Here is a 21,019-nt window from a genome sequence, read left to right as displayed (position 1 = left end):
TATAGTAACGCACCGAGGGAGGAAGGGGTGTTTTTCATGGAGGCACTGGAAAAGGCCCTCCGCTGGGCGGAGGAGAATCTGAAGGCAGACTATGTAGAACTCCGCTACGAGGACCTGAAGAAGACCACTCTGGGACTGAAGGACGGGGTTTTCACGAGCTTCACAGGAAAGCTCCAGAGGGGAGTCGCCATAAGGGTTCTTGCGGACGGCGCATGGGGGTTTGCCTCGACCAGCGAACTTGAGAACCTCGAGAAAAAGATCGAAGAGGCTTACAGACTGGCGAAGGCCGCTGCAGAAACCAGAAAGGAGAAAATAGAGCTGGCCGAGGTGAAGCCCGTCGAGGATTTCGTGAAGAGCAGGATGCGGATCAAACCGGGGGAGGTCGACGTCGGGGACAAGGTGCGCCACCTCCGGGAACTGGAGGGGCTCCTCAGGGAGGACGCCGCGGTTAAGAGCGTTCAGGTAAGGTACGAGGACGGGGCCGGGAAGAAGGTGCTCCTGACGAGCGAGGGAACGAGGATAGAGTGGGATTACAACTACCTCTATCAGGGAACCTACGTGACCGGAAAGGCCGACGGGAAGCTGGCAATGGCGAGGGACAGCATAGGGGCCGTTGACCACGGCTGGGAGCTGATGACGGATGTGGAGCCGAACGAGAAGGTCGCGGAGAGGATCCTGAGGAAGATGCACAGCCAGCTGAAGGGGGTGGCCCCGAAGCGCGGGGAGTTCCCGATAGTCGCTGGGCCGATAGTGGTGGGCATCATCGCCCACGAAGCACTCGGTCATCTGGCCGAAGCGGACCTGACGGTGAACTCACCCTTCAAGGACCTCATAGGGAAGGAGATAGCACCTGAATACGTCACCATGAGCGAGAGGCACGTCGAAGGCGGCTTCGGAAACGACAGATACGACGACGAGGGCGTTCCCGTCAGGGACATTCACATAATCGAGAACGGAATCCTGAAGGAGATAATGCTCAACCGCGAGTACGCCCACAGGTGGAACATGGAGCCAAACGGCCACGCGAGGGCCGAGAGCTACCACTACCCGCCCATAATCAGGATGAGGAACACTATCTTCGAGCCCGGTGACATGTCCTTCGAGGAGCTCATCGAGGACGTGAAGTTCGGTTACTACGTCGTGGACTTCCGCGGGGGACAGGCCCAGCTCAACAGCGCCTTTCAGGTCGGAATTCAGGAGGGGTACGTCATCAGGAACGGCGAGGTTGCGGAGCCCATAAGGGACACGTCCATAACCGGAGTTGCGATAGATGCCCTCAAGAAGATCTCCGGAGTCGGCAGGGACTTCGGCCTCGAGGTCGGTTTCTGCGGAAAGGGGCAGACGGCCTTCGTGAGCTCCGGCGGACCGCACATGCGCTTCGACGGGGGCATACTGATAGGGTGAGGTGGTGAAGATGGAGGAACTCCTGAGGTACGGCGAGAAGTTTTTCGACGAGGTTGAGATAGCCGTTTACCGTTCAAGGGAACTCAGCGCGAGCGTCGAGCTCAACGAGATCTCGATGGCCTCCACGGAGAGCGGGGCCGTGACAACGATCCGCGGGATAAAGGACAAAAAACTCGGTCTGGCCGTCGTTGACAGCGACGATCCCGGGAGGATCAGGGAGGCCATCGAGAGGGCTGCCAGAATGGCACGGCTCAACAGTCCGGACGAGAAGTGGGTTTCCCTTCCGGAGCCCGGGAAGTACCGCGAGGCGCCGGAGACGAACCCGGAACTGAAGGATGCATCTCCCGAAGAGCTCGTGGGGATGCTCGTTAATGCCGTAAAGCTCGTCCACGAGAAGGACCCCCATTCGGTGGTTGCCGGGGGAGAGGGCGGAGTATCGTGGAGGGAAAGCCTCGTGGTCAACTCGCACGGGGTTGAAGTTCACCAGGAGGGCGGTGCGGCGTTCCTCTTCCTCGAGCTCGTCGGGAGGAAAAACGGCTCCGTAACGCCGGGCATCTTCGATCTGGACGCGAGGAGGGACCTCAATCTGGACGTTGAGGGGCTCGTGGAAAGGGCAGTCCAAAAGGTCCGGTGGGCCTACAGCGTGAAACCGAGCGGGAACGAGGAGGTTCCCATAGTGCTCGGCCCGTGGGCGATCGCGGAACTCTTCAGCTACGCCCTCCTTCCGGCCTTCAGCGGTGAGAGGCTCGTAAAGGGAACGACGCCTCTGGCGAACAGGGTCGGGGAAAGGATAGCGGGCGAGGTGATAAACCTCTACGACGATCCCCTCCACGAGCTGGCCCTGAACCCGACGATAGGCGATGGAGAAGGAGTGCCGACGAGGAAGAACGTTCTGATCGAAAGGGGGACCTTCAGGGACTTCGTCTGGGACAACTACTGGGCCAAAGTGCACGAAAGGGAGAGCACGGGGAACGGAAAACGCGATCTGAGAAGCGGGGGTATAAACATAGGCTTCCACAACGTGGTGATCGAAAGCGGGAAGCGCCCCTTCGAGGAGATGATATCGGAAATCGAGCACGGCTACTTCGTGGACGGCTTTCAGGGGGCCCACTCGAGCAATCCCGACAACGGAAACTTCGCCGTGACCGCAAACCCCGCCTTCCTCATCGAGGACGGGGAAATCAAGGGCTCCAGCGTCTTCCTAATGGCGGGCAACGTTTACGAACTGCTCAAAGGGGCGAGCGAAGTCTCGAAGGAGCAGGTCGTGATACCCTTCATGACCACGATGGTGGCCCCCTTCGTAAGGTTCGAGAACGTGAAGATAGCCGGCAAGTGACTCCCCTTTAACTTTTTTGAAAGCTACTTCCAGACCCTGAAGTCTATAGCCACGTTGAACTGCCTCGGTGCATAGGGGCGGACCTTCCTTCTTTCGAGCACCTCAACCCCGAACCCGAGCTCCTCCGCGGTGGCCCTTATCCTCTCCTCGTGTTCCGAGAAGAGGTCCTCCTCCGGGCCGAAGCCGTAGTAATGCACCACCCCGCCGTCCCTGACGCTCAGCATGGCCTCCCTCAAAAAGCGGCCCGCGAACTTCGGAAGGTTCATTATGACCCTGTCCGCAACGACCTTTCCGGCAACCTTCCGGACGTCTCCGAGAACGGGCACGACGTTGTTGAGGCGGTTGAGCCTCACGTTCTCCTCGAGGTAGCGGACGGCCCACGGGTTCAGGTCGCAGGCGAAGACGAGTTTGACCTTCTTCGCGAGGAGTATCGAGTAGGGCCCCACCCCGGCGAACATGTCAAAAACGACCTCACCGGGGCGGGATTTTCTGAAGATCCTCATCCTTTCCGTTGCCAGACGGGGGGAAAAGTAAACCCTCGTAACGTCCAGCTTCAGCCTTATCCCGTTCTCCCGGTGGAGCGTTTCGGTTCTCCTCTCGCCGGCGAGGTGCAGGAGCTTCCTAACCCTGTATTCGCCCGAAACGTTGCCCCCCTTGGCCAGAACGACCTTTATGTGGCGGTGAACCCTTAGAATGGCCTCGCCTATAGCCCTCCCGTACCCCTTCAGCTCCTCCGGGATTTCAACTATGGCCACGTCCCCGATGACGTCGAACGAACCCGGAAGCAACCTCCTGAGACTTTCCGGGACCTCAACAACCTCGCGGTAGCTGTGGGGCCTCGGTTCAACCCTCTTAAAGTCTGTTTCGATGAGCTGAAAGCCCTCCACGGGTTCCGTAACCGGAAAAAGCACGAAACCGGCTTCCCGTTTAACGGCGTAACCTCTGGCCAGAACCCCGAGTTCCATCAGTTTTCTGCGGGTTTTTTCGGCCTCTTTCCTTGGAACCCTAACGGCGAGCATCGGGGGAAGTTTGGGGAGGGATTTAAAAAGGCTACCGCAACCCCTCCAGCGGGATAACGAAAGATTTTTAAACGCCCCGCTTCCCTTAGTATCGAGCCCCGGTGGTGTAGCCCGGTCAAACATGCGGGCCTTTCGAGCCCGCGCCCCGGGTTCAAATCCCGGCCGGGGCACCAGAACTTTTCGATGTCCACCACCGGAATTCCAGCATTCTTTGCACTTGTGTCAAAGTCTCTGAACGCTTCTCCAATTCCCTTCAAAAGTTTGGCGAGCTTTTGTTTCCTCATCCTTTGGTTCAAGAACATCATTTCCATGGGGCATGAGTGATATTCCAGCGAGCGATAGGGAGGGAAGCCATCGTTCCGGTTTACGAGACCGTGGAAGACGGCGTTGACGCAATCCACGCCCTCACAAAATACGGAAAACACTTACAAAACTAAATCTCTAATTGTCATTTTATCCCAAATTTTTCAGAGCATTGTCGATTATCTATAGTGGTAAATAGAAACATTTTTTAAGATCGCTCGTCTTTTATGAGTTGGATAAAATATCCAAATAGGTGGGAAAGATGGCCGAAAAAGTGACGGGTGATCAGGACGTCATTGATGAGTACGCGAGGTGGAGCAGCCTCGATGTTCTGGAAAACGCAAACAGGTATCCCGGACCCACGGGATTCTTTGCCTACGTGATGGAGAACGCACTCACGGATTATCTAAGGCTCATACCAAAGGAGTACCTGAAGCACCATTACGGGGGCGACATATACATTCACAAACTGCCCCACAGCCTGTACATCCCGTACTGTACTGGACATAGTGTTGCCAGGGTTCTTGAAAAAGGTTTGAGGACACCCACGGTAAGCTCAAGACCCGCGAGGCACTTCGACGCCTTTGTGGACCAGATAGCCAACTACCTCGTAACCATGCAGCACTACTTTTCGGGGGCTCAGGCCCTCTCAAGCGTGGAATGGTACGCAGGGCCATTTATGAGAGGGGACAACCTGAAAGAGAAGGCAATAAAGCAGCAGGTGCAAAGACTCGTGTTCAATCTCAATTACCCTTCAAGAACGGGCATGCAAACACCTTTTACTAACTTTACCGTAACACTGGACGCCCCAAAGAAAATGCTGGATGGGGATTACGCATTCTATGAAGGCAGAAAAACCGCCCCTCTGGGGGATTACACGGAAGAAGCAAAAAGGTTCATCATCGTGCTGGCGAAAGTTTTGAAGGAGGGCGATGCAAAAGGCCAGCCCTTCACGTTTCCCATACCAACCCTGATGACGACCGCAGGGATGATATGGGATGATCCGGAGGTCTTCGAGGCCATTTTCACAACGGCCGCAAAGCGTGGAAGCTTTTACTGGCTTAACACGAACGTCGTTGATCCGGACGCAAGCTATGCCATGTGCTGCAGGCTAACGATAGACAAGAACGATCTTTCTCTGGCCTTTGGAATAAACGAAAAGAAAGTTGAGGAAGAAGCAATTGAAAAGCTTGAGCGCCAGCGTTTCGGGGGCCTCTGGGCGATGCCCGATGCCACGGGTTCGATAAACGTCACCACCATAAACCTCCCGAGGCTGGCACTCAGGGCGAGAGATGATGATAACTTCTGGGAGGAGTACGAAAGGATCCTCTCGATGGTACGGGGGGTAACGGACTGGTTCCGTGGACGTTACATAAGGCTGATAACCAATTATCCCCAGTTGTACAACATGATACTGGAGTACCTCGGAGAGTTTCCGGCAAGCCATTTCAATACCGTTGGACTTCTGGGACTTCCAGAAGCTGCTGCAATATACCTCAACAATCCTTCCCTGTGGTTTGAGGGAACGAGAAAGGAATGGAAGGAAGCCGCAGGGCTTATGAGGAGAATGGTAGAATTCGCCACGGGGAAGACCCGGAGGTGGATGCAGGAGAGTGGCACGCCCTGGAACGTGGAGGAGGTTCCGGGGGAAAGCGCCGCAGCAAAGCTTGCTATAAAGGACTTAAGGGAGTTTCCGGAGCTGGTGAATTTCCTTGGCGATAAGGAGAATCCGATCTACTCAACGAGCATAGCCCCCTACTACGGGGCGCTTGAGCTCGCCGATAGAATAAAAGTGGAGAGCATGGTTCAGCGCAGCTTCACAGGTGGGGTCATGATGCATATATTCCTCGGGGAGGAACCCGACCCGGAAGCCCTCGCAAAGCTCACAAAGAGACTCATGAGAACGGAGCTCGTTTACTGGAGCTACACCCCAGCCATAACTGTGTGCAACAGATGTGGATACTCCACAACGGGCCTTTACACGCATTGTCCCCGTTGCGGAAGCGAAGATGTTGAGGTATGGAGCAGGATAATCGGTTATTATCGGCCCTTGAAAAACTGGAATCCCTACAGGAAGAAGGAATTCTGGACCCGGAGGCACTACTCCTCCTGATTCAGGGGGTGACAGCATGCTTACGGCGGGATGGAAGACCGTCAGCATGATAGACGTTCACGGCAGGGTCACGTTTACCCTATGGCTCTGCGGGTGCAATCTGAAGTGCCCCTTCTGCCACAACTGGAGAATCGCCGAGAAGGTTGGATGCAGTACTATGGATGAGGATAAATTCCTTGAGGATCTAAGGGAAACCCTACCCCTGATTGATTATCTTCATATAACGGGTGGGGAACCGCTCCTCCAGTGGAGGGAGCTAAGGGGGTTGCTGGGAGAGGTTAAGGAACTCGGGGTGAAGGTCAGCCTGAACACGAACGGGACACTCGTGAAACCTCTGGAAAAACTGATAAGTGAAAATCTAATCGATCACGTGGCAACAGACTTAAAATCCCCTCCCGCCCACCTCTACGGCCTCTCAAAGGAGACCAGCATGAGACTCTGGGGGCTCTTCCTTAAAAGCCTTGACCTTATATCGGAGCATCGAATTCCACTGGAGCTCAGAATCCCCGTGCCGAGGGAATTTCCAATGGAAGAAGTCTTGGGCTATATTGATGAGGCTCTATCCCACATTCATGGATACACTGACTTCCATGTAATCCTAAATCCCCTGATAGGCGTCCCCGTGGTATCTCCTAGGAATGGAGAGTGGTGTCGCCTTCATTGCTTTCCTGAGGAGGAGCTTGAAGTTATAAGCAAACATTTAGAGTGTGCTGGGGTGCGTCCGGTGCTAAATCAAAGCCTCCAGATACCGAAAAATTTTTAAATCATTTAAAAGGTTAAGAGAATTACGAGCTTCGGTTATCTCACCTTCATTATTGTCACAGAGCCCATGTTATAAACCGGGTAGGCAACGCATGACATATCCACCGTTCCCCACTTCCGGATGACGAATTGATCAACGACTATGTACTTAACGCCGTATTCCTTTATTACCGACTCCTTCTCCCCGCAGTTTCCCGTGAACAATATTCCAAGGTCACGCCTTCGTTTTTCGTTGTTGATGAACACGTTACCGTGTCCGTAGAGAGTTGCAATAATCGGCCTGCCCGTCATGGCGTTTAGCATCATCCCCGCCTCCTCGCTGGTTGCCACAACGTCGTCGCGCCCGGTGTTCAGGAAAATCCAGCGGGCGGTTTCCGGGAAGTGCTCCGGGGGATAATAAAGATCGAAGTCCATCTCCGATACCCTTACGAATTTATCACCCTCCACAGAGCCCCAGAAGTTCAACGCCCCGGCAACTGGAAGCACACCCAGAAGGGTGCCGAGAACTACGGCCTTAACGTGCTTATTGGAAAGATCAACCCCTGAGATGCCGTAGGAAGAGAGCAGAACGTAGGAGTAGGGGAGAAGTCCGGTAAATCTGGACGACCAGAGCTCGATTCCAAAAACCTTCAGGAGTATGGGTGAGAGTCTCGCGACCCAGATCAGGGAAATCAAGATCAGGAGTTCATTGGCGTAAGGATCCCTCCTTCTGGCCCACCTCAACAGCCCAATTCCAACAAAAGGGAGGAGATAAAGGGAGGGAACCAAACTCCGGATCTTTTTCTCGGGCGTATCAGTTTCCCAGAACCTGTATATGTCCTCTATCCGGGGCGGATTCTGGGCATGGAGCCCTGCGTTGAGGACGAACGGCAGGAAAACAAGGTGGGCAACGATGAAGAGGACTAAATACCCTTTATCGCGTTTGATCAAAAACATAACCAGAGGAAGGCCCGCCAGAGGAAGAACGAACGCGTAGTGCGTCCAGAAAGCCAACCCCATCACGAGACCCGACAGCCAGTACCTCGACCGCGCGAGGAGCAGGAACGATAGGAGGCCGAGCAGGGGGGCGAGTTCCTTCGGGTTTGGGTAGATATGGGCGGTTAGGAGCACGAAGGAAAGGGCCATCGCCCCGATTCCAGCCAGCTCCCCCCATAGAACTCTGGCCACGTAGAAAACAACGAGAAACATGGAGAGCGTGAGGATTGCCTGAAGGAGTATCATGCTCTCCTCCACCGGGATTCCTAGGATCCGTGAGATCCCGGCCACCGTTAAGTGGTACAGGAAGGGGTACCAGTTCGGGGGAACGTTGTAGGTCTGGTCGAGGAGGGGATTTCGTCCAAGGAGGATTCCCCTCGAGATCGCGGTATGGACGAGGGTGTCTCCTCCTATGATATAACCCGGAGGGGTCTTTCTCGTTAAAAAGTACGGGAAGGTTACAATAACGGCCAAGCCGAGGAGATAGAGGGGCGCTACCTTTAATGTCCCTGCCTTCAGACCCGTGGAGCCTCCGGTCTCATGTGTCATCATATAACTACCGGAGGCGTCGAGGTATTAAAACCTGACCCCGACCATGCAAAAACTTCTAAACCTCACTCCAGATCCCAACGAGCTCAGGAATCGCAATACTATGAAGGTAACTTAGAATTAAATCTAAATCAATCCCTCCTTAGAAATTGTGAATCAACACACCCACACTGTGCCTATTAGCACCCTACACGTGATAATTAGCACACTTGATACCCCTTCATTAGTTGCTTGTCACCCGGAGACATCTCTCGCCGTGACATTCAAATACGAGGCACAGTTACACCAATGAGAATTTAATTGCGTAGATTTCATGGTAATAGAAAACTTTAAATACTTGCCGGTTTAGTAAATAAAGAAATTGGTATTATCTCCAAGGAAAAGCTTTACGAATTAGAAAAGAAGATTGGATACCCGGCCCTAAAGCACTTGAGGGCATGTAGTATGGATGAAAAGTGGGGGAGAGGGTGCATTAGATCTTAAAGGAAGTTTGACTAAAGCGCTGATGAACTTTCCAAGGTTGGAAAATTCAGAACCCCTTTAATTAAGACCCTCTAAGAAGGTGGTATGGATGGGTGTATTAAAAAAGATTGGAAAGGCTTTGATAGCCGTTGTTATTGTAAGTGTGTTAGTAGTCAGTTTTAGTGTATGTATTGGAGCGGGGACGACTACAAAAACAGTGACTACTACGACATCAACTACAACAGAATATCAAGTTACTAGTTATACTCCAATAGCTAAGGATGGTGCAGTATATCTTAAAGTGACTGTAAAAGGGGAACCCAGAAGCTTGGAGCTCTTGCTTTCCAACCCCGAGGGGAATACTGTTGGTAAAGACTTTATACCCGAAGAAGATCTAGTGGATGGTGTTGAAAGCGTAGAACTTCAAATGGCCGATTATGGAACAACGCCGGAAGCTGGGACATACACACTTTATATCTTTGATTTTATTACTGACGAGTTCATATATTCTAAGAATATAACGTTTGAAGGAGGGGCTAAGATAAGCATTAAGAACGCAGACTTTGAAACAACCTACTTTTTTTGGTAGTGTTGCAATAACAGTCAAGCTTGTGGTAACAAATGATGGAGATTTGCCGGCGATCATCGACGGAGGACTGGTAACAATCGGGAATAGCTCAGAGGAACTTCTATTCTTTTCCGAAGAGATATTACCAAATGATAGCAAAGAACTGACTGATACAATTTATATAGATAAATTAAGCAGGGGCGAACATCCAGTCACAGTAAAGTTATATTCTGGACAAAAGGAACTCGCAGAATATAACACAACGGTAACGGTGGGGTGAGCAGGAGTAGGTGAAGGCATAACAGGAGAAAGCAATCGATTGTTACTAGCACCGGTCTATTTTTTAGCATTCTCTTCTTTTTTCAGTCTTCCAGTTGCTTTGATCTTTGAAATAATGGGGTGGATTAGAAGAAGAAAGGGATAAGTTGAATGGAGGGGTAGGTTATGACCAAAACCGATTTTGGAGATTTTATGATTAAGTCCTTTCTTCGGGGTGGACGCACCTTTATCCTACTCATGTGAGTTCTCAATGCCGTTCACTTTGAAGGTTCTACCCAGTGTGGACAGACATACACCTCTTCCTTAGCAGTATCATCCTGCTTGTCCTTTACTTATATAATTCCTGCCACAACCTACACGAACTTAACAACTTCTTCAACTCCCTTCCTCCTCTTTCTGGGACTCTCATTCCTCAGGGGATAACCGGCTGTTATCAATCCCACGAGATACCACTCCTCCCCCAGCCCCGCCATATTTCTAATCTCCTTTTCAATTCCCTCAAAATTTGCCACACCCATGTAGCACGTTCCCAATCCAAGCTCCACGGCTTTGAGCATCATGTTCTGGATGGCCATAGCAGCGCTTTCAACGCTCCAGATAAATTCTAAAAAATCGAATTTCTCTCCTTTCAGGAACCTAACTTCCCTGTTTATGAAGACACCGATGTAAAGTGGAGCCCTATACATTTTCTCCTCATATATACGTTTCTTTAACTTCTCAATTTTCTCCATGCTCAGACCAAAATTTTGATAGTACTCAACCATGCCCCTTGCCATCAGTTCGTGTATCTTCTCCCTCGCTTCGCTGCTCTTGAATATGACGAAAAGCCAGTTTTCCAGAGCACTGGCGGTTGGAGCCCTTATGGCTGCCTCTATCAGCTCCCTGATCTTCTCCTCTTCCACTTCCCGCTCTTGGTAATACCTCACAGATGTTCGCGTGAAAAGTGCATCCCCCAGTTCCATAGGCATCACAATTGAATCTCGCCTCTTCCCCTGATTAAGATTTCTAAAACCAAAGGTTGCCTGTGGGGGTTATTTCCGTTGAGTGTTTACCATCATTCTATGGAAAACTTAGTATACCCTCAATGCGAAAGAATGTCGGTGGGAAAATGCACGGATGGAGGGAAATTCTTTTAATTTTTGCCGTATATAGTACTGAGGTGAGAATGTGAAAAAAGAGGAAGTTGTTGAGCGCTACTCGAAGGTTTTTCCCAGAGCGGCCCGCGTCACCTATGCCTCCATAGTTGGTGTCAGAGCAAAAAACGCCAAGGTCTGGGATATAGAGGGGAGGGAGTACATAGATTTTTTAGCCGATGCAGCCGTTCAGAACGTGGGACACAACAACGAGAGGGTTGTGGAGGCGATAAAGGAGCAGGCAGAGAGATTGATCCACTTCACCTTCATCTATGGATTTCCAGTTGAGCCACTTCTCCTTGGGGAAAAGCTCAGGGAAATCTCCCCCATAGAGAACGCCAAGATTAGTCTGGGTTTGAGCGGAAGCGATGCAAACGATGGTGCAATAAAGTTTGCACGCGCTTACACAAAAAGAAGGACAATTTTAAGTTATTTGAAGAGCTATTATGGGACAACTTACGGTGCCATGAGCGTTACAGGGCTCGATTTTGAAGTCCGTTCCGTAGTGGGAGAGCTGAGCGATGTACATTACATACCCTACCCCGATTGCTATCGCTGTCCCTTTGGGAAGGAACCGGGAAAATGCCACTTTGAGTGTCTGGAGTTCTTAAAAAGTAAGTTCGAGGGAGAGGTCTACGCCGATGGCGTTGCCGTCCTGTTTGCAGAGCCGGTACAGGGCGATGCGGGTATGATAGTTCCCCCCGAAGGTTACTTTAAGGGATTGAAGCGCATTCTGGACGAACACGGCATTCTGCTGGCCGTCGATGAGGTTCAGAGCGGACTTGGGAGAACGGGTAAATGGTTCGCGATAGAGCACTTCGGCGTTGAGCCGGACATAATAACCCTCGCAAAGCCCCTTGGCGGCGGACTGCCCATAAGCGCCATAATAGGACGCGAGGAGATAATGGACTCCCTGCCGGCGCTGGGGCATGCCTTCACCCTGAGCGGCAACCCCGTGGCCAGCAGGGCGGCCCTTGCGGTTATAGAGGAGATCGAGGAGAAAAACCTGCTAAGAAGGGCGGAGAAGCTGGGAAAACAGGCGAAAAAACGGCTGGAGAAGATGAAAGAGGAGCACGAGCTCATAGGGGACGTCCGCGGTCTCGGTCTCATGATAGGGGTCGATCTGGTGAAGGACAGGGAGAGCAAAGAGAGGGCATTTAAAGAAGCCAAAAAAGTGGTCTGGAGGGCTTATGAGCTCGGATTGATCCTTGCATTCCTGCACGGAAATGTTTTGAGGATAGAACCTCCTCTAACGATTGAAGAAGAGGTCCTGGAGGAGGGTTTGAACAGGCTTGAAAACGCAATAAGGGATGTAGAGGAAGGAAGGGTTGGTGACGAAGTCCTAAAGCATGTTCAGGGCTGGTAGATCCTATGTTCTTCTTTTTTGGTGATTAGGGGCATCAAAATAAGAAGCCTCAATGGGAGCGATTCATTTGCCGGCCATCATCCCCCAGACCATGCAAAAACTTTTAAGCCTCACCCCAAGCCCCAACCGATGACCATGAAGACCCTCGCCGATGTTTTCAGGGAAACTCTGAAGGAGAAAGGTATAAGCAGCTTTGGGGTTCTTTCAAAGCGTTTCAGGGGGTCGAAGAACCCGCTTCAGGAAGTTGCACTGGAGATCATCAACGGCAAGGGGGCCATATTCCGCCTCCCCGAGAAGACCGCCCACGCTTGGGACCTTAAAGGCAACCGGGTGGGGGGGTCATGCTACGCCTACGCCCCGATGTGCATGGGGGAGAAGTTCGAGATGGTTTTATCCCCGGAGGAACTCCGCTCAAAACTCCCCGAATGGCCCTTCTTTATAATAGACCTCTCCCTCTGGGATAGACACACCAGCAGGGAGAAGGGAAAGCTCTGCCTCCAGATAATCCAGAGCTACGGACTCTTAAAGGATCACTTCACGGGGAGGGAGCTGACGGTCGCCCCCGCCGGGGAGGAGTTCAGGAGGATGTTCCGCGGCCCTCTGGACAGGATAACAACCTACGAGGGGCCGGTGGCCGGGTTCCTAAAGGAGAAAGGCATCGGCGAGGTCGTGCTCCTCGACCCATGGGCGGACGAGGTTTTAACAGGTGAGGATTTCGAGGTCGGGGCCTTCGTGGTGGGGGGCATAGTGGACACCTCGGGGAAGAAGAGGGGAACCACCCCGGAAATAGGCCGAGAACTGGAGGGGGCCGGGATAAAGGTCCGCAGACGGAAGATAGTCCTTAAGGGCGACGTCATCGGCGTTCCCGACAGGATAAACAGGATCATAGGGATACTCCTCGGAATGATGGTCGATGGCATGTCGATGGACGAGGCCGTTTACGAGTTTCAGGAGCCGCGGCACGCGCGCTGGCGCCTCAGGAAGGAGCTTCCAAAGAGGGCGATCCGCTACAGGATCAACGGCAAAACCTACAGGGTTGTTGAGAAGGAGCTCTTCGAGAGCTACTCGAACTGGCTCAAGATAAGGTGGGAGGACTTCGTGAAGGTTCTCAGGGAGCTCGACCTGATAGCCCTCGAAAGGAAGAGGATACACCGCCTGAACCGGATATCCGTCCCGAGGGTGATAAAAGGAAAACTCCACCGGGTCATACTCCTGAAGAAGGCCGCGATGCTCTGTTACAACTGTTGAAAGAAAAAAGTCAGAAGAACACGATAACGGCGTCTCCAACGACCGCCGTCTCAACCTCCTCTCCCTCGCTGAAGACCGCCCTCCTGATGACGACGTCTTCCTTTCCGAGCTGAACCTTCTCCCCATCGACCTCGAACTCAACCTTTCCGCTCTCTTTGAGGGCCTTTGCGACCTCTTCGGCGTTCTCCCTGAGGTAAGCCGTTATCCCGGGCACGAGCCTTCCGTACCTCGGTCCCACGGTCCTGAAGTTGGGCTTTATCTCCGTGATGCGCTCCTCGAGTTCGGGCTCGCCCCTCACTATCTCGAGCCTCTCGATGTTCATGGTCCCGGCTACGTCCCTCTCGATGCTCTTCAGGGCATCGTAGCTTTCGGTGGCGTAGATGACCACGTGGTTGAGTCTGGCGTTCAGGGGCAGGCCGTGGCCGTTCTTGTAGCGCCTCATGGCACCGATCACTTCCCGGGCCAGTTCTCCGAGCTTTTCGGCCTCCTCGCTCACCCTATTCGCATCGTACTTCGGCCACTCGAGGAGGTGCACACTTCTAGAGCCAGCGTGCCTCCTGAACATCTCCTGATAGATCTCCTCCGTTATGTGGGGCACAAGCGGAGCAAGAAGGAGCATCACGTTGTAGAGCAGCTCGTAGAGCGCCGCCTTCGCCCTCAGTTTGCTCCCCTCATCGTCCCCGTAGAGGCGGTACTTTATCATCTCTATGTAGTCATCCGCCACCTCGTGCCAGACGAAGTTAATCAGCTCCCTCGTGAGCAGGTTGAAGCGGTAGCGTTCCATCTCCTCCGTGGCGAACCCGATGATGCGGTGGAGCCTGCTCAGGATCCAGCGGTCGAGGGGCTCGAGCTCTTCAGGAGCACTTTCGGGGTCGAAGTCGCTCAGGTGCCTCTCGGCGAAGCGATAGATGTTCCAGACCTTCTGGAGGAAGCGGTAGTTGTAATCGACCGTTTCCCACTTGAAGGGATGATCCTCACCGGGCGGGGCGAGGGCGGTCCAGAGCCTCAGGGCATCGGCCCCGTACTTCGGGATGACCTCGTCTGGAGAAACGACGTTGCCGTAGCTCTTGCTCATCTTCCTGCCGTCCGGACCGGCCACCATTCCGTTGATGAGGACGTTATCCCACGGCTTCTCCCCCGTCAGGATGTAGGTCCTGAAGATGGTGTAGAAGGCCCACGTCCTTATTATGTCCGTTCCCTGAGGCCTCAGGGCGGTGGGGAAGTTGTGCTCAAACCAGCGCTTTGCCTCCCCGTCCCCTTTGAGGGCATCGTGCCACCTCGTTATTATCAACGGAGTTATGCTCGAATCCACCCAGCAGTCGAGGACGTCCTTTACGGGCTCGAGTTCGGCACCGCAGACAGGACACCTTTCCACGGGGGGCTCATCGAAGCGCGGGTCAACGGGTAGGTCCTCCTCTCTCGCCGGAACGACGTGGCCGTTCCTGCAGACCCAGAAGGGAAGCGGTGTCCCGAAGACGCGCTGCCTGCTTATGACCCAGTCCCAGTCCATCGACTCGGCCCAGTCCTTGAGGCGGAGGAACATGTCCTCGGGATACCAGTTTATCTCCCCGGCGACTTTTACAACCTCATCCGTAAAGTCCCTCACCTTTACGAACCACTGGATCTTCGGAAGGAGCTCTATCGGGGCCATGCAGGAGCTCCTCTCCGTGTGCCTCAGAACGCGGTGCTGGATCTTCTTTCTGTCGTAGAGCAGGCCCATCCTCTCGAGGTCCCTGACTATGGCCTTTCTCGCCTCCTCAGTTTTCAGGCCGCTGTAGGGCCCGGCGTTCTCGTTCATCGTCCCGTCTTCGTTGATGGCTATGATGACGGGCAGACCGTAACGCTTCTGCCAGACGACGTCCTGCTCGTCGCCGTAGGTACAGTTGTAAACCGCACCCGTCCCGAACTCGGGATCCACGTCTTCATCCGCAAGAACGGGCACTTCCCTCTCGAATATCGGCAGCTTCACCCTCTTGCCGACCACGTCTTTATACCTCTCGTCCTCCGGGTGGACGAAAACAGCTACACAGGCCGGCATGAGCTCGGGTCTCGTCGTGGCTATGGGAACGTGTCCAGAACCGTCGGCAAGGGGGAGTTTGATGTAGTAGAGGTAACCCTCCTCCTCGACGTAACCGACCTCGGCCTTGGCGAGGCTCGTCCTGCACCGCGGGCACCAGTAAACGGGGTGCTTGTCGCGGTAGAGCATGCCCCTGCGGTAGAACTCGAGGAGCGACTTCTGAACCGCGGCCTTGTAATAGTCATCCATCGTGTGATACTCCAGATCCCAGTCCGCGGAGTAGCCTATCCTTATGAACTGGTTTCTCATGGCCTCGATGGCCTGATGGGTCCACTCGACGCACTTCCTGAGGAACTTCTCGGGCTCGTCCTTGCTGATTCCAAACTCCTTCTCCACCTTAAGCTCCGTCGGAAGGCCGTGGTTGTCGAATCCCTGCGGGAAGAGGACGTTATAGCCCCTCATCCTCTTGTACCTGGCCACTATGTCTATCCACGTGTGGCTAAGGACGTGGCCAAGGTGAAGGGTTCCGCTCGTGAACGGCGGGGGCGTGTCTATGGCGTAGCTCGGCCTCTTCTCATCCAGCTCGTAGCGGTATACCTTCTCCTCCAGCCAGAACTTTTGCCACTTGGTCTCGATCTTCTCCGGCTCGTAGGTCTTTGGAAGCATGGCTATCACCTTTAAGATGGGCTACAATCGGGAAGGGCTTTTAAAAACCTTGGCAGAACTAACCGGGGAACACCGGGGATGAACTCAGACCTCAAAACCGGGGTCACGGTGGACGATAGGCACCACCGGGGTATGAAAACGCCCGGTGACTTAAAAAGTTTGGGGTCACTGAAAGCCCAGCTCCCTGAAGGCCTCGATGAGCCTCTCGTTCTCTTCCCTCTTCCTCACGGAAAAACGGACGAAGCCGGGCAACCCGAAGCTCCCGCAGTCCCTCACGAGGATGCCCCTTCTTTTCATGGCCTCAACGAACCTTTCCGAGTTTCCGACCCATTTGACGAAGAAGTTGGCGTCGCTCTTCACACCCAGGGCTTTTTCAAGCCTGCTCTTTTCCCGCCATAGGAGCGGCATCGTTCTTCTGAGGTGCTCGAAGCCGTCCTCGAGGAGGAACTCGAGGAAGGCAACCCCCGTGGAGCCTATGCCCCACGGCATCCTTACGCTTCTGAAGGCCTCCCTGAAGCCCACGACGTAGCCGACCCTTATCCCGGGAAGGCCGTAGCTCTTGGTGAAGGTCCTGAGTTTTATCAGGTTCTCCCCCTCCGGGCTTTCCGGCCTTTGAACGAAGTCTATGAAGGCCTCGTCAAGAACCAAAAGGGCGTTTTTATCCTCAACGGCATCGAGGAGTGGTTTAAGGTCTTTGAGGCGGTAGAACCTCCCGTCGGGATTGTTCGGGTTGCAGAAGAAGACCACAGAGTGGCCATCAACGAGCCCCGCCAGTTCCCCGGGATCGTTGGGCCCTTTCACGACCTCTACCCCGAAGATCCTCGCGATCCTCTCGTACTCGCCGTAAGTGTGGCGGGGAATTACCGCCCTCCTGAAGTTCCCGCGGGCAAAGGAAAGGATTCCAAGGAGGTAGAGGGCCTCAGTTATGCCCGCCGTTACCGTTAGGGGCTCTCCTATAAGTCCCTCGAGTTCATCCTCGAGGCGCTCGTGGTAGGTATAGCGGTCGCTGAGCGTTTTGGCCCGTTCGAACATCCCGTCGAGCCACTCCGGCCTGTAGGGGTTCAGAGAGGCGGAGAAGTCGAGCAGGCCCTCTTCCCTCGCGCCACCGTGGTAGGTGGAGAACTTCACGGGCTCAAGCATGGAAACACCCCCGTTGCGATCGTTAAAGCGACGGCAATTATCCATTCGGCAACCACAAGCCGGTAAACCCTCAAAGCCCGCCTTATATCTTCATCGTCCGGCTCCCTTCCCGGAAAGGTGTAAACGCCCGGCTTCTCGAGCATAACGCCCAGAACCGCGCTCATGGCAGCAATGGGCTTGTCCGAGTTTATCTTAAACCGGGCAAGGCGGTGGTATTTGATGACCCTTCGTCCCCCGAGGGGCACGTAGAGGAGAACCGTCAGCCGGGCGGGGATGAAGTTCAGAAGGTCGTCCAGCCTCGCGGAGAACTTTCCAAAGTACTCGTAGCGCTCGTTTCTGTAGCCGAGCATGGCATCGAGCGTGTTAACCGCGCGGTAAACCACGGCCCCGGGGAGGCCGAAGAGGAGGAAGTAGAAGAGCGGTGCAACCACGGAATCGTTGAGGTTCTCGGCGAGGCTCTCTATGGCCGCAGAGTTGAGGTGAACCCAGTCAAGATTTGAGGTGTCCCTGCTCACTATCATGGAAACCGCCCTCCTCTTCTCCTCGAGGTTCTCCGTTACGGTTCTCGAGACGTGCTCGTGGAGGCTCCTTAGGGCAAAGGAACTCTTGAGGAGGTAAACCGCGAGGAGGTAGTTGAGTGGAGAGGGAACGTACGCCGGGAGGAAGGAGAGGAAAAAGGCGAAGGTTACAACCGAGATCGCCACGAGCGTCCCGGCGAGGAAATCGATTAAGGGGCCCCTCCTTCCATAGCGGGAGTCGAAAAATCCCGCCAGTTTCCCGAACCACACCACCGGATGGAGCGGAGAAGGTGGCTCCCCGAGGAGAAGGTCCCAGAGCAGTGCGGGGATGAAAATCGCTAAGGCCTCCATTCACCAAAGGCCTCCTTAACAGGTGAGTAATCATCGAGGATGGCCTCTTCCGGCCCCCTGATTCCCCTCCGCACGTACCATGCGGGATGTTTGAGGTAGGTGAAATCGAAGCCGAGCCTTTTCAGGGCCTTTTCCGCGGTTCTTCCTATGGCGAAAATCGACCCGGGTTCCACCGCTTCAAGCTCCCTCCTCAGGAGTTCGAGCTCGCCCTCACCGAAGCCCCTCAGCCTGTTCTCCGGGGGGTTGCACTTCACCACGTTGGTCAGGTAGACGAAATCGGGGTTAACCCCGAGGGAGAACAGGGTTTTCCTGAGGAGGTCGCCGGAGGCGTCCCCGTAGAAGGGTATCCCCGTCCTTCCGCAGCCCTTCCTCCCCGGGGCCTCGCCCACGAGGACAATTCCGGAACCCGGCCGGCCGCTGGAGAAGGGCAGCCCCCTGAACCTGCCTATCCGGAGCTGATACCTGTAGTACTCCTCCCGGCAGAAGGATACCGGCTCCCTGAGGAGTTCCAGATAGAGGTCCTTTAGATTTTCGGCGGTTCTTCTATCCCGGTCGTTGATGACCAGAAAGCGTTCCTCAGGGTTGTATATCGTTCTCGCGTAGGTTCCGTAGGTCTTCTCGTCCAGCGCCAGAAGGTCCCTCCAGTCGCGGAGAAGGAACGGCATGACCCTGAGGTTGCCGGGGTTCAAATACACCTCTCCCATCCTTTTGAGCTTTTTGAACTCGAGGAGCATAATGGATAAAAAGTCCACCCCCTTTATATGTCTGGTGGTTAAATGGTATCGGGTGAGGGTTCAAAGGGGGTCGCCTTCTTCTCGGGAGGCAAGGACGGGCTTTACGCAACCCATCTAGCCGAAAAGAAAGGAATAGCTGTTCCTTACCTCCTCGTCCTCAAGACAACCATCGGCCTCTCGCCACACTACGAGAACCTGAGCGAACTTAAAAAGCTCGCCGGGGCGATGGGAAAGAAACTCCTCGTTTTTGACATGAGGAAGGGGAGCGAGGCTCTGGCGGATTTCATGGCTTCCCTCGGTGTGGATTACCTGATAGCGGGCGATGTACTGCTCGAGGACCACCTCGAGTGGGTCAAAACGCTGGCCGAAGGGGCTGGCTTAAAAGTCCTTGAACCGCTCTGGGGCAGGGACACCCTCGAGCTCGCGGGGGAGATGCTCGATGGGGGGTTTGAATACGCCATAATCGCCGTCAGGAAGGGGAAACTTTCCGGGAGATGGCTCGGCTACACCTTCCGCTCCGCCGAGGATCTGGAACGCTTTCTCGAGGCCAACCCTAAGATAGATCCGGTCGGGGAGTTCGGCGAGTTCCACACGGTCGTTCTGAGGTGTCCGCTCTTCGAGGGAAGCTTTGGGCTGAGGCCCCTGAAGGTGGAGGAAAGCGAGAGGTACACGTGGCTGAGGTTCGGGCTGGTGAGACGATGACCGCGGAAATCCTGAGGAAGCTTGAATCCATGGGAATAACCCTCGAGGGGATGATAGGCACTGCTTTAGAGCTCTACACGGGCGAAAACGCAGATAAGTTTAGGGAACCGCTGAGGGAGACGATGCTCCGCTACCTCGAGGATATAAACGTCCGTTCCCTCCTTGCGGCGGCGCTGCTCCTCGAGGAGAACTTTCACGTCGAGGGCGACCCCGTGATTCTTGTGGCTGACGAGCTCATAGGGATAGACATAGCGGAGTACATAGGCGGGAAGATGGCGCTCTTCAACTTCTTCAACTACGACACCAAAAAGCCGGGTATTCTGGCCGATCTACCGCCCTTTCTGGACGATGCCATCGGCGGCTTCATAGCCGGGTGCATGACGAGGCTCTTCGAAGGTGGCGACGAATGAGGGACCTTATCCCCTTCTTCACGAGGATACCCATCTCCGGAAACTTCGAAAGGATCCAGGAAGAACTCTGGGCCCTTCCGCTGCTCGCCATCGTAACATCGGCGCTCCCGACGGTGGTGCTCTACCTGAGGATCCCGCCGGAAAGCCTCTTCGCGGTTCTCGGACTCTACCTGACGATCGGTCTGCTGCACCTCGACGGCTTAGCCGACTGGGCCGATGGAATAATGGCCAAAGGCGACCGGGAGAGGAAGTTAAGGGCCATGAAGGACCTGAACACCGGGATAGCGGGTATCTTCGCCGTGGTGATGGTCCTGCTCCTGCAGGTTTACTCCCTTCCATTGATCCCCTTCTACGGCCTCTATCTGGCCGAGTTGAACTCCAAGTTCGCCATGCTTCTCGCCCTTGCAACGAAGAGGCCCCTCGGGGAAGGGCTGGGGGCGTATTTCATGGAAGGGATGGAGAAAAAGCGGCTCGTTCTTGGAATAATTCTCTACGCCCTTCTGTTCCTTCCGCTTGTCCTTTACGAGCCCCGCTCCATGGCCTCGCTCGCGGGCCTTTTGGCCGGTGGTTACGTCATAAGGCTGTCCCTCAAAAACTTCGGAGGTCTGAACGGGGACTGCATCGGGGCCGTGGCGGAGGTATCACGGACCGGAGCGTTGATGGGGATGGCCCTTGCGTGGGCTTACCTATGATAGTCTTGAAAGTTCTGGGCCCTCTGGTTGTCAGGCATCCGTATCTTCCCCATTCGTATTGAAGCTCCAGTTATCCATCGAAAGACCCTGAAGTGGTTCTGCTTGGCGGTCCATGTACATTCAATGTTCAGGTTGTCGTATCTAATTCGGTAGACCGAAAGCTTTATATACTCAAAACAACCGTGACAGATATGACATTCCAAACAGAAGGTGCGAACAATGATGAACGGAATGCCTCTGGCATCTCTAACGCATAGGAAAAAAGGTGTGGT

At 54.3% G+C, this 21,019-nt stretch carries 17 protein-coding genes and 1 tRNA gene; 11 read left to right on the top strand and 7 right to left on the bottom strand.

All coding sequences use genetic code 11. The features are described 5' to 3' along the window. Positions 1-36: 36 nt before the first annotated feature. The gene (locus tag A3L12_RS05000) at positions 37-1,404 is read left to right on the top strand and encodes a TldD/PmbA family protein (RefSeq protein ID WP_088882593.1); all 1,368 of its coding nucleotides are present in this window, start codon (positions 37-39) and stop codon (positions 1,402-1,404) included. A gap of 10 nt (positions 1,405-1,414) precedes the next feature. Continuing rightward, positions 1,415-2,740, top strand: coding sequence for a TldD/PmbA family protein (locus A3L12_RS04995; protein WP_088882592.1), 1,326 nt, complete (start codon positions 1,415-1,417; stop codon positions 2,738-2,740). Positions 2,741-2,763: 23 nt separating this feature from the next. Here the strand turns inward: A3L12_RS04995 and A3L12_RS04990 are convergent, their stop codons facing one another. Next, positions 2,764-3,759 (bottom strand): class I SAM-dependent methyltransferase family protein, encoded by a 996-nt coding sequence (locus A3L12_RS04990; RefSeq protein ID WP_088882591.1) that lies wholly within the window; start codon positions 3,757-3,759, stop codon positions 2,764-2,766. Between the two features lie 95 nt (positions 3,760-3,854). Here A3L12_RS04990 and A3L12_RS04985 point away from each other — a divergent pair. The 3 genes from A3L12_RS04985 (at position 3,855) to A3L12_RS04975 (ending at position 6,938) form a co-directional block, all read left to right on the top strand. After that, positions 3,855-3,932, top strand: a tRNA-Glu gene (locus A3L12_RS04985). Positions 3,933-4,324: 392 nt separating this feature from the next. Further along, the gene (locus tag A3L12_RS04980) at positions 4,325-6,175 is read left to right on the top strand and encodes an anaerobic ribonucleoside triphosphate reductase (protein WP_088882590.1); all 1,851 of its coding nucleotides are present in this window, start codon (positions 4,325-4,327) and stop codon (positions 6,173-6,175) included. 46 nt (positions 6,176-6,221) lie between these two features. Then, complete coding sequence (locus A3L12_RS04975; RefSeq protein ID WP_335755168.1) at positions 6,222-6,938, top strand: anaerobic ribonucleoside-triphosphate reductase activating protein; 717 nt, start codon at positions 6,222-6,224, stop codon at positions 6,936-6,938. Between the two features lie 35 nt (positions 6,939-6,973). Here the strand turns inward: A3L12_RS04975 and A3L12_RS04970 are convergent, their stop codons facing one another. Then, a complete protein-coding gene (locus A3L12_RS04970) occupies positions 6,974-8,464 on the bottom strand; it encodes a transporter (protein WP_232462866.1) in 1,491 nt (496 codons plus the stop codon). Positions 8,465-9,023: 559 nt separating this feature from the next. Between A3L12_RS04970 and A3L12_RS04965 the strand changes: the two genes are divergently transcribed. After that, the gene (locus tag A3L12_RS04965) at positions 9,024-9,512 is read left to right on the top strand and encodes a hypothetical protein (RefSeq protein ID WP_157726701.1); all 489 of its coding nucleotides are present in this window, start codon (positions 9,024-9,026) and stop codon (positions 9,510-9,512) included. A gap of 611 nt (positions 9,513-10,123) precedes the next feature. On the opposite strand, the gene A3L12_RS04960 is transcribed toward A3L12_RS04965, so the two are convergent. After that, positions 10,124-10,732 (bottom strand): nitroreductase family protein, encoded by a 609-nt coding sequence (locus A3L12_RS04960; RefSeq protein WP_088882587.1) that lies wholly within the window; start codon positions 10,730-10,732, stop codon positions 10,124-10,126. A gap of 205 nt (positions 10,733-10,937) precedes the next feature. Between A3L12_RS04960 and A3L12_RS04955 the strand changes: the two genes are divergently transcribed. After that, positions 10,938-12,269 carry a leucine/methionine racemase gene (locus tag A3L12_RS04955; protein WP_088882586.1) on the top strand — a complete coding sequence of 444 codons (1,332 nt, stop codon included), beginning with the start codon at positions 10,938-10,940 and terminating at the stop codon, positions 12,267-12,269. A 135-nt stretch (positions 12,270-12,404) separates the two neighbouring features. Beyond that, positions 12,405-13,517: a tRNA (guanine(9)-/adenine(9)-N1)-methyltransferase gene (gene trm10 / locus A3L12_RS04950; protein WP_088882585.1), complete on the top strand. Its 1,113-nt coding sequence runs from the start codon at positions 12,405-12,407 to the stop codon at positions 13,515-13,517. A gap of 10 nt (positions 13,518-13,527) precedes the next feature. Here the strand turns inward: trm10 and A3L12_RS04945 are convergent, their stop codons facing one another. The 4 genes from A3L12_RS04945 to A3L12_RS04930 form a co-directional block, all read right to left on the bottom strand. Next, positions 13,528-16,200, bottom strand: a complete 2,673-nt coding sequence (locus tag A3L12_RS04945) for a valine--tRNA ligase (RefSeq protein ID WP_088882584.1) — start codon at positions 16,198-16,200, stop codon at positions 13,528-13,530. Between the two features lie 165 nt (positions 16,201-16,365). Next, positions 16,366-17,340 carry an aminotransferase class I/II-fold pyridoxal phosphate-dependent enzyme gene (locus A3L12_RS04940; protein ID WP_088882583.1) on the bottom strand — a complete coding sequence of 325 codons (975 nt, stop codon included), beginning with the start codon at positions 17,338-17,340 and terminating at the stop codon, positions 16,366-16,368. Next, positions 17,325-18,209, bottom strand: coding sequence for an adenosylcobinamide-phosphate synthase CbiB (gene cbiB, locus A3L12_RS04935; protein ID WP_088882582.1), 885 nt, complete (start codon positions 18,207-18,209; stop codon positions 17,325-17,327). Before cbiB ends, A3L12_RS04940 begins: the two co-directional genes overlap by 16 nt. Next, a complete protein-coding gene (locus A3L12_RS04930; protein WP_088882581.1) occupies positions 18,197-18,943 on the bottom strand; it encodes a uracil-DNA glycosylase family protein in 747 nt (248 codons plus the stop codon). The genes cbiB and A3L12_RS04930 overlap by 13 nt, the downstream gene beginning before the upstream one ends. A gap of 42 nt (positions 18,944-18,985) precedes the next feature. Between A3L12_RS04930 and A3L12_RS04925 the strand changes: the two genes are divergently transcribed. Genes A3L12_RS04925 through cobS form a run of 3 tightly spaced genes read left to right on the top strand, consistent with a single transcriptional unit; the run spans position 18,986 to position 20,747 of the window. Further along, positions 18,986-19,645: an ATP pyrophosphatase gene (locus A3L12_RS04925; RefSeq protein ID WP_088882580.1), complete on the top strand. Its 660-nt coding sequence runs from the start codon at positions 18,986-18,988 to the stop codon at positions 19,643-19,645. Continuing rightward, on the top strand, positions 19,642-20,055 hold the full coding sequence (gene cobZ / locus A3L12_RS04920) for an alpha-ribazole phosphatase CobZ (protein WP_088882579.1): 414 nt from the start codon (positions 19,642-19,644) through the stop codon (positions 20,053-20,055). The genes A3L12_RS04925 and cobZ overlap by 4 nt, the downstream gene beginning before the upstream one ends. Beyond that, positions 20,052-20,747, top strand: coding sequence for an adenosylcobinamide-GDP ribazoletransferase (cobS, locus tag A3L12_RS04915; protein ID WP_088882578.1), 696 nt, complete (start codon positions 20,052-20,054; stop codon positions 20,745-20,747). The genes cobZ and cobS overlap by 4 nt, the downstream gene beginning before the upstream one ends. Positions 20,748-21,019: the final 272 nt, after the last annotated feature.

Origin of the sequence: Thermococcus sp. P6, assembly GCF_002214525.1 — an archaeon.
GTDB lineage: Archaea > Methanobacteriota_B > Thermococci > Thermococcales > Thermococcaceae > Thermococcus.
Note: the sequence above shows the minus strand (reverse complement) of the source record. Positions and strands in the feature narration are given on the sequence as shown.

Coding starts and splice junctions, on each gene's coding strand:
- A3L12_RS04980 (WP_088882590.1), top strand. CDS start 4,325: ATGGCCGAAAAAGTGACGGGTGATCAGGACGTCATTGATGAGTACGCG.
- cbiB (WP_088882582.1), bottom strand. CDS start 18,209: ATGGAGGCCTTAGCGATTTTCATCCCCGCACTGCTCTGGGACCTTCTC.
- A3L12_RS04945 (WP_088882584.1), bottom strand. CDS start 16,200: ATGCTTCCAAAGACCTACGAGCCGGAGAAGATCGAGACCAAGTGGCAA.
- cobZ (WP_088882579.1), top strand. CDS start 19,642: ATGACCGCGGAAATCCTGAGGAAGCTTGAATCCATGGGAATAACCCTC.
- A3L12_RS04970 (WP_232462866.1), bottom strand. CDS start 8,464: ATGATGACACATGAGACCGGAGGCTCCACGGGTCTGAAGGCAGGGACA.
- A3L12_RS04960 (WP_088882587.1), bottom strand. CDS start 10,732: ATGGAACTGGGGGATGCACTTTTCACGCGAACATCTGTGAGGTATTAC.
- A3L12_RS04930 (WP_088882581.1), bottom strand. CDS start 18,943: ATGCTCCTCGAGTTCAAAAAGCTCAAAAGGATGGGAGAGGTGTATTTG.
- trm10 (WP_088882585.1), top strand. CDS start 12,405: ATGAAGACCCTCGCCGATGTTTTCAGGGAAACTCTGAAGGAGAAAGGT.
- A3L12_RS05000 (WP_088882593.1), top strand. CDS start 37: ATGGAGGCACTGGAAAAGGCCCTCCGCTGGGCGGAGGAGAATCTGAAG.
- A3L12_RS04995 (WP_088882592.1), top strand. CDS start 1,415: ATGGAGGAACTCCTGAGGTACGGCGAGAAGTTTTTCGACGAGGTTGAG.
- A3L12_RS04940 (WP_088882583.1), bottom strand. CDS start 17,340: ATGCTTGAGCCCGTGAAGTTCTCCACCTACCACGGTGGCGCGAGGGAA.
- A3L12_RS04925 (WP_088882580.1), top strand. CDS start 18,986: ATGGTATCGGGTGAGGGTTCAAAGGGGGTCGCCTTCTTCTCGGGAGGC.
- A3L12_RS04990 (WP_088882591.1), bottom strand. CDS start 3,759: ATGCTCGCCGTTAGGGTTCCAAGGAAAGAGGCCGAAAAAACCCGCAGA.
- A3L12_RS04975 (WP_335755168.1), top strand. CDS start 6,222: ATGATAGACGTTCACGGCAGGGTCACGTTTACCCTATGGCTCTGCGGG.
- cobS (WP_088882578.1), top strand. CDS start 20,052: ATGAGGGACCTTATCCCCTTCTTCACGAGGATACCCATCTCCGGAAAC.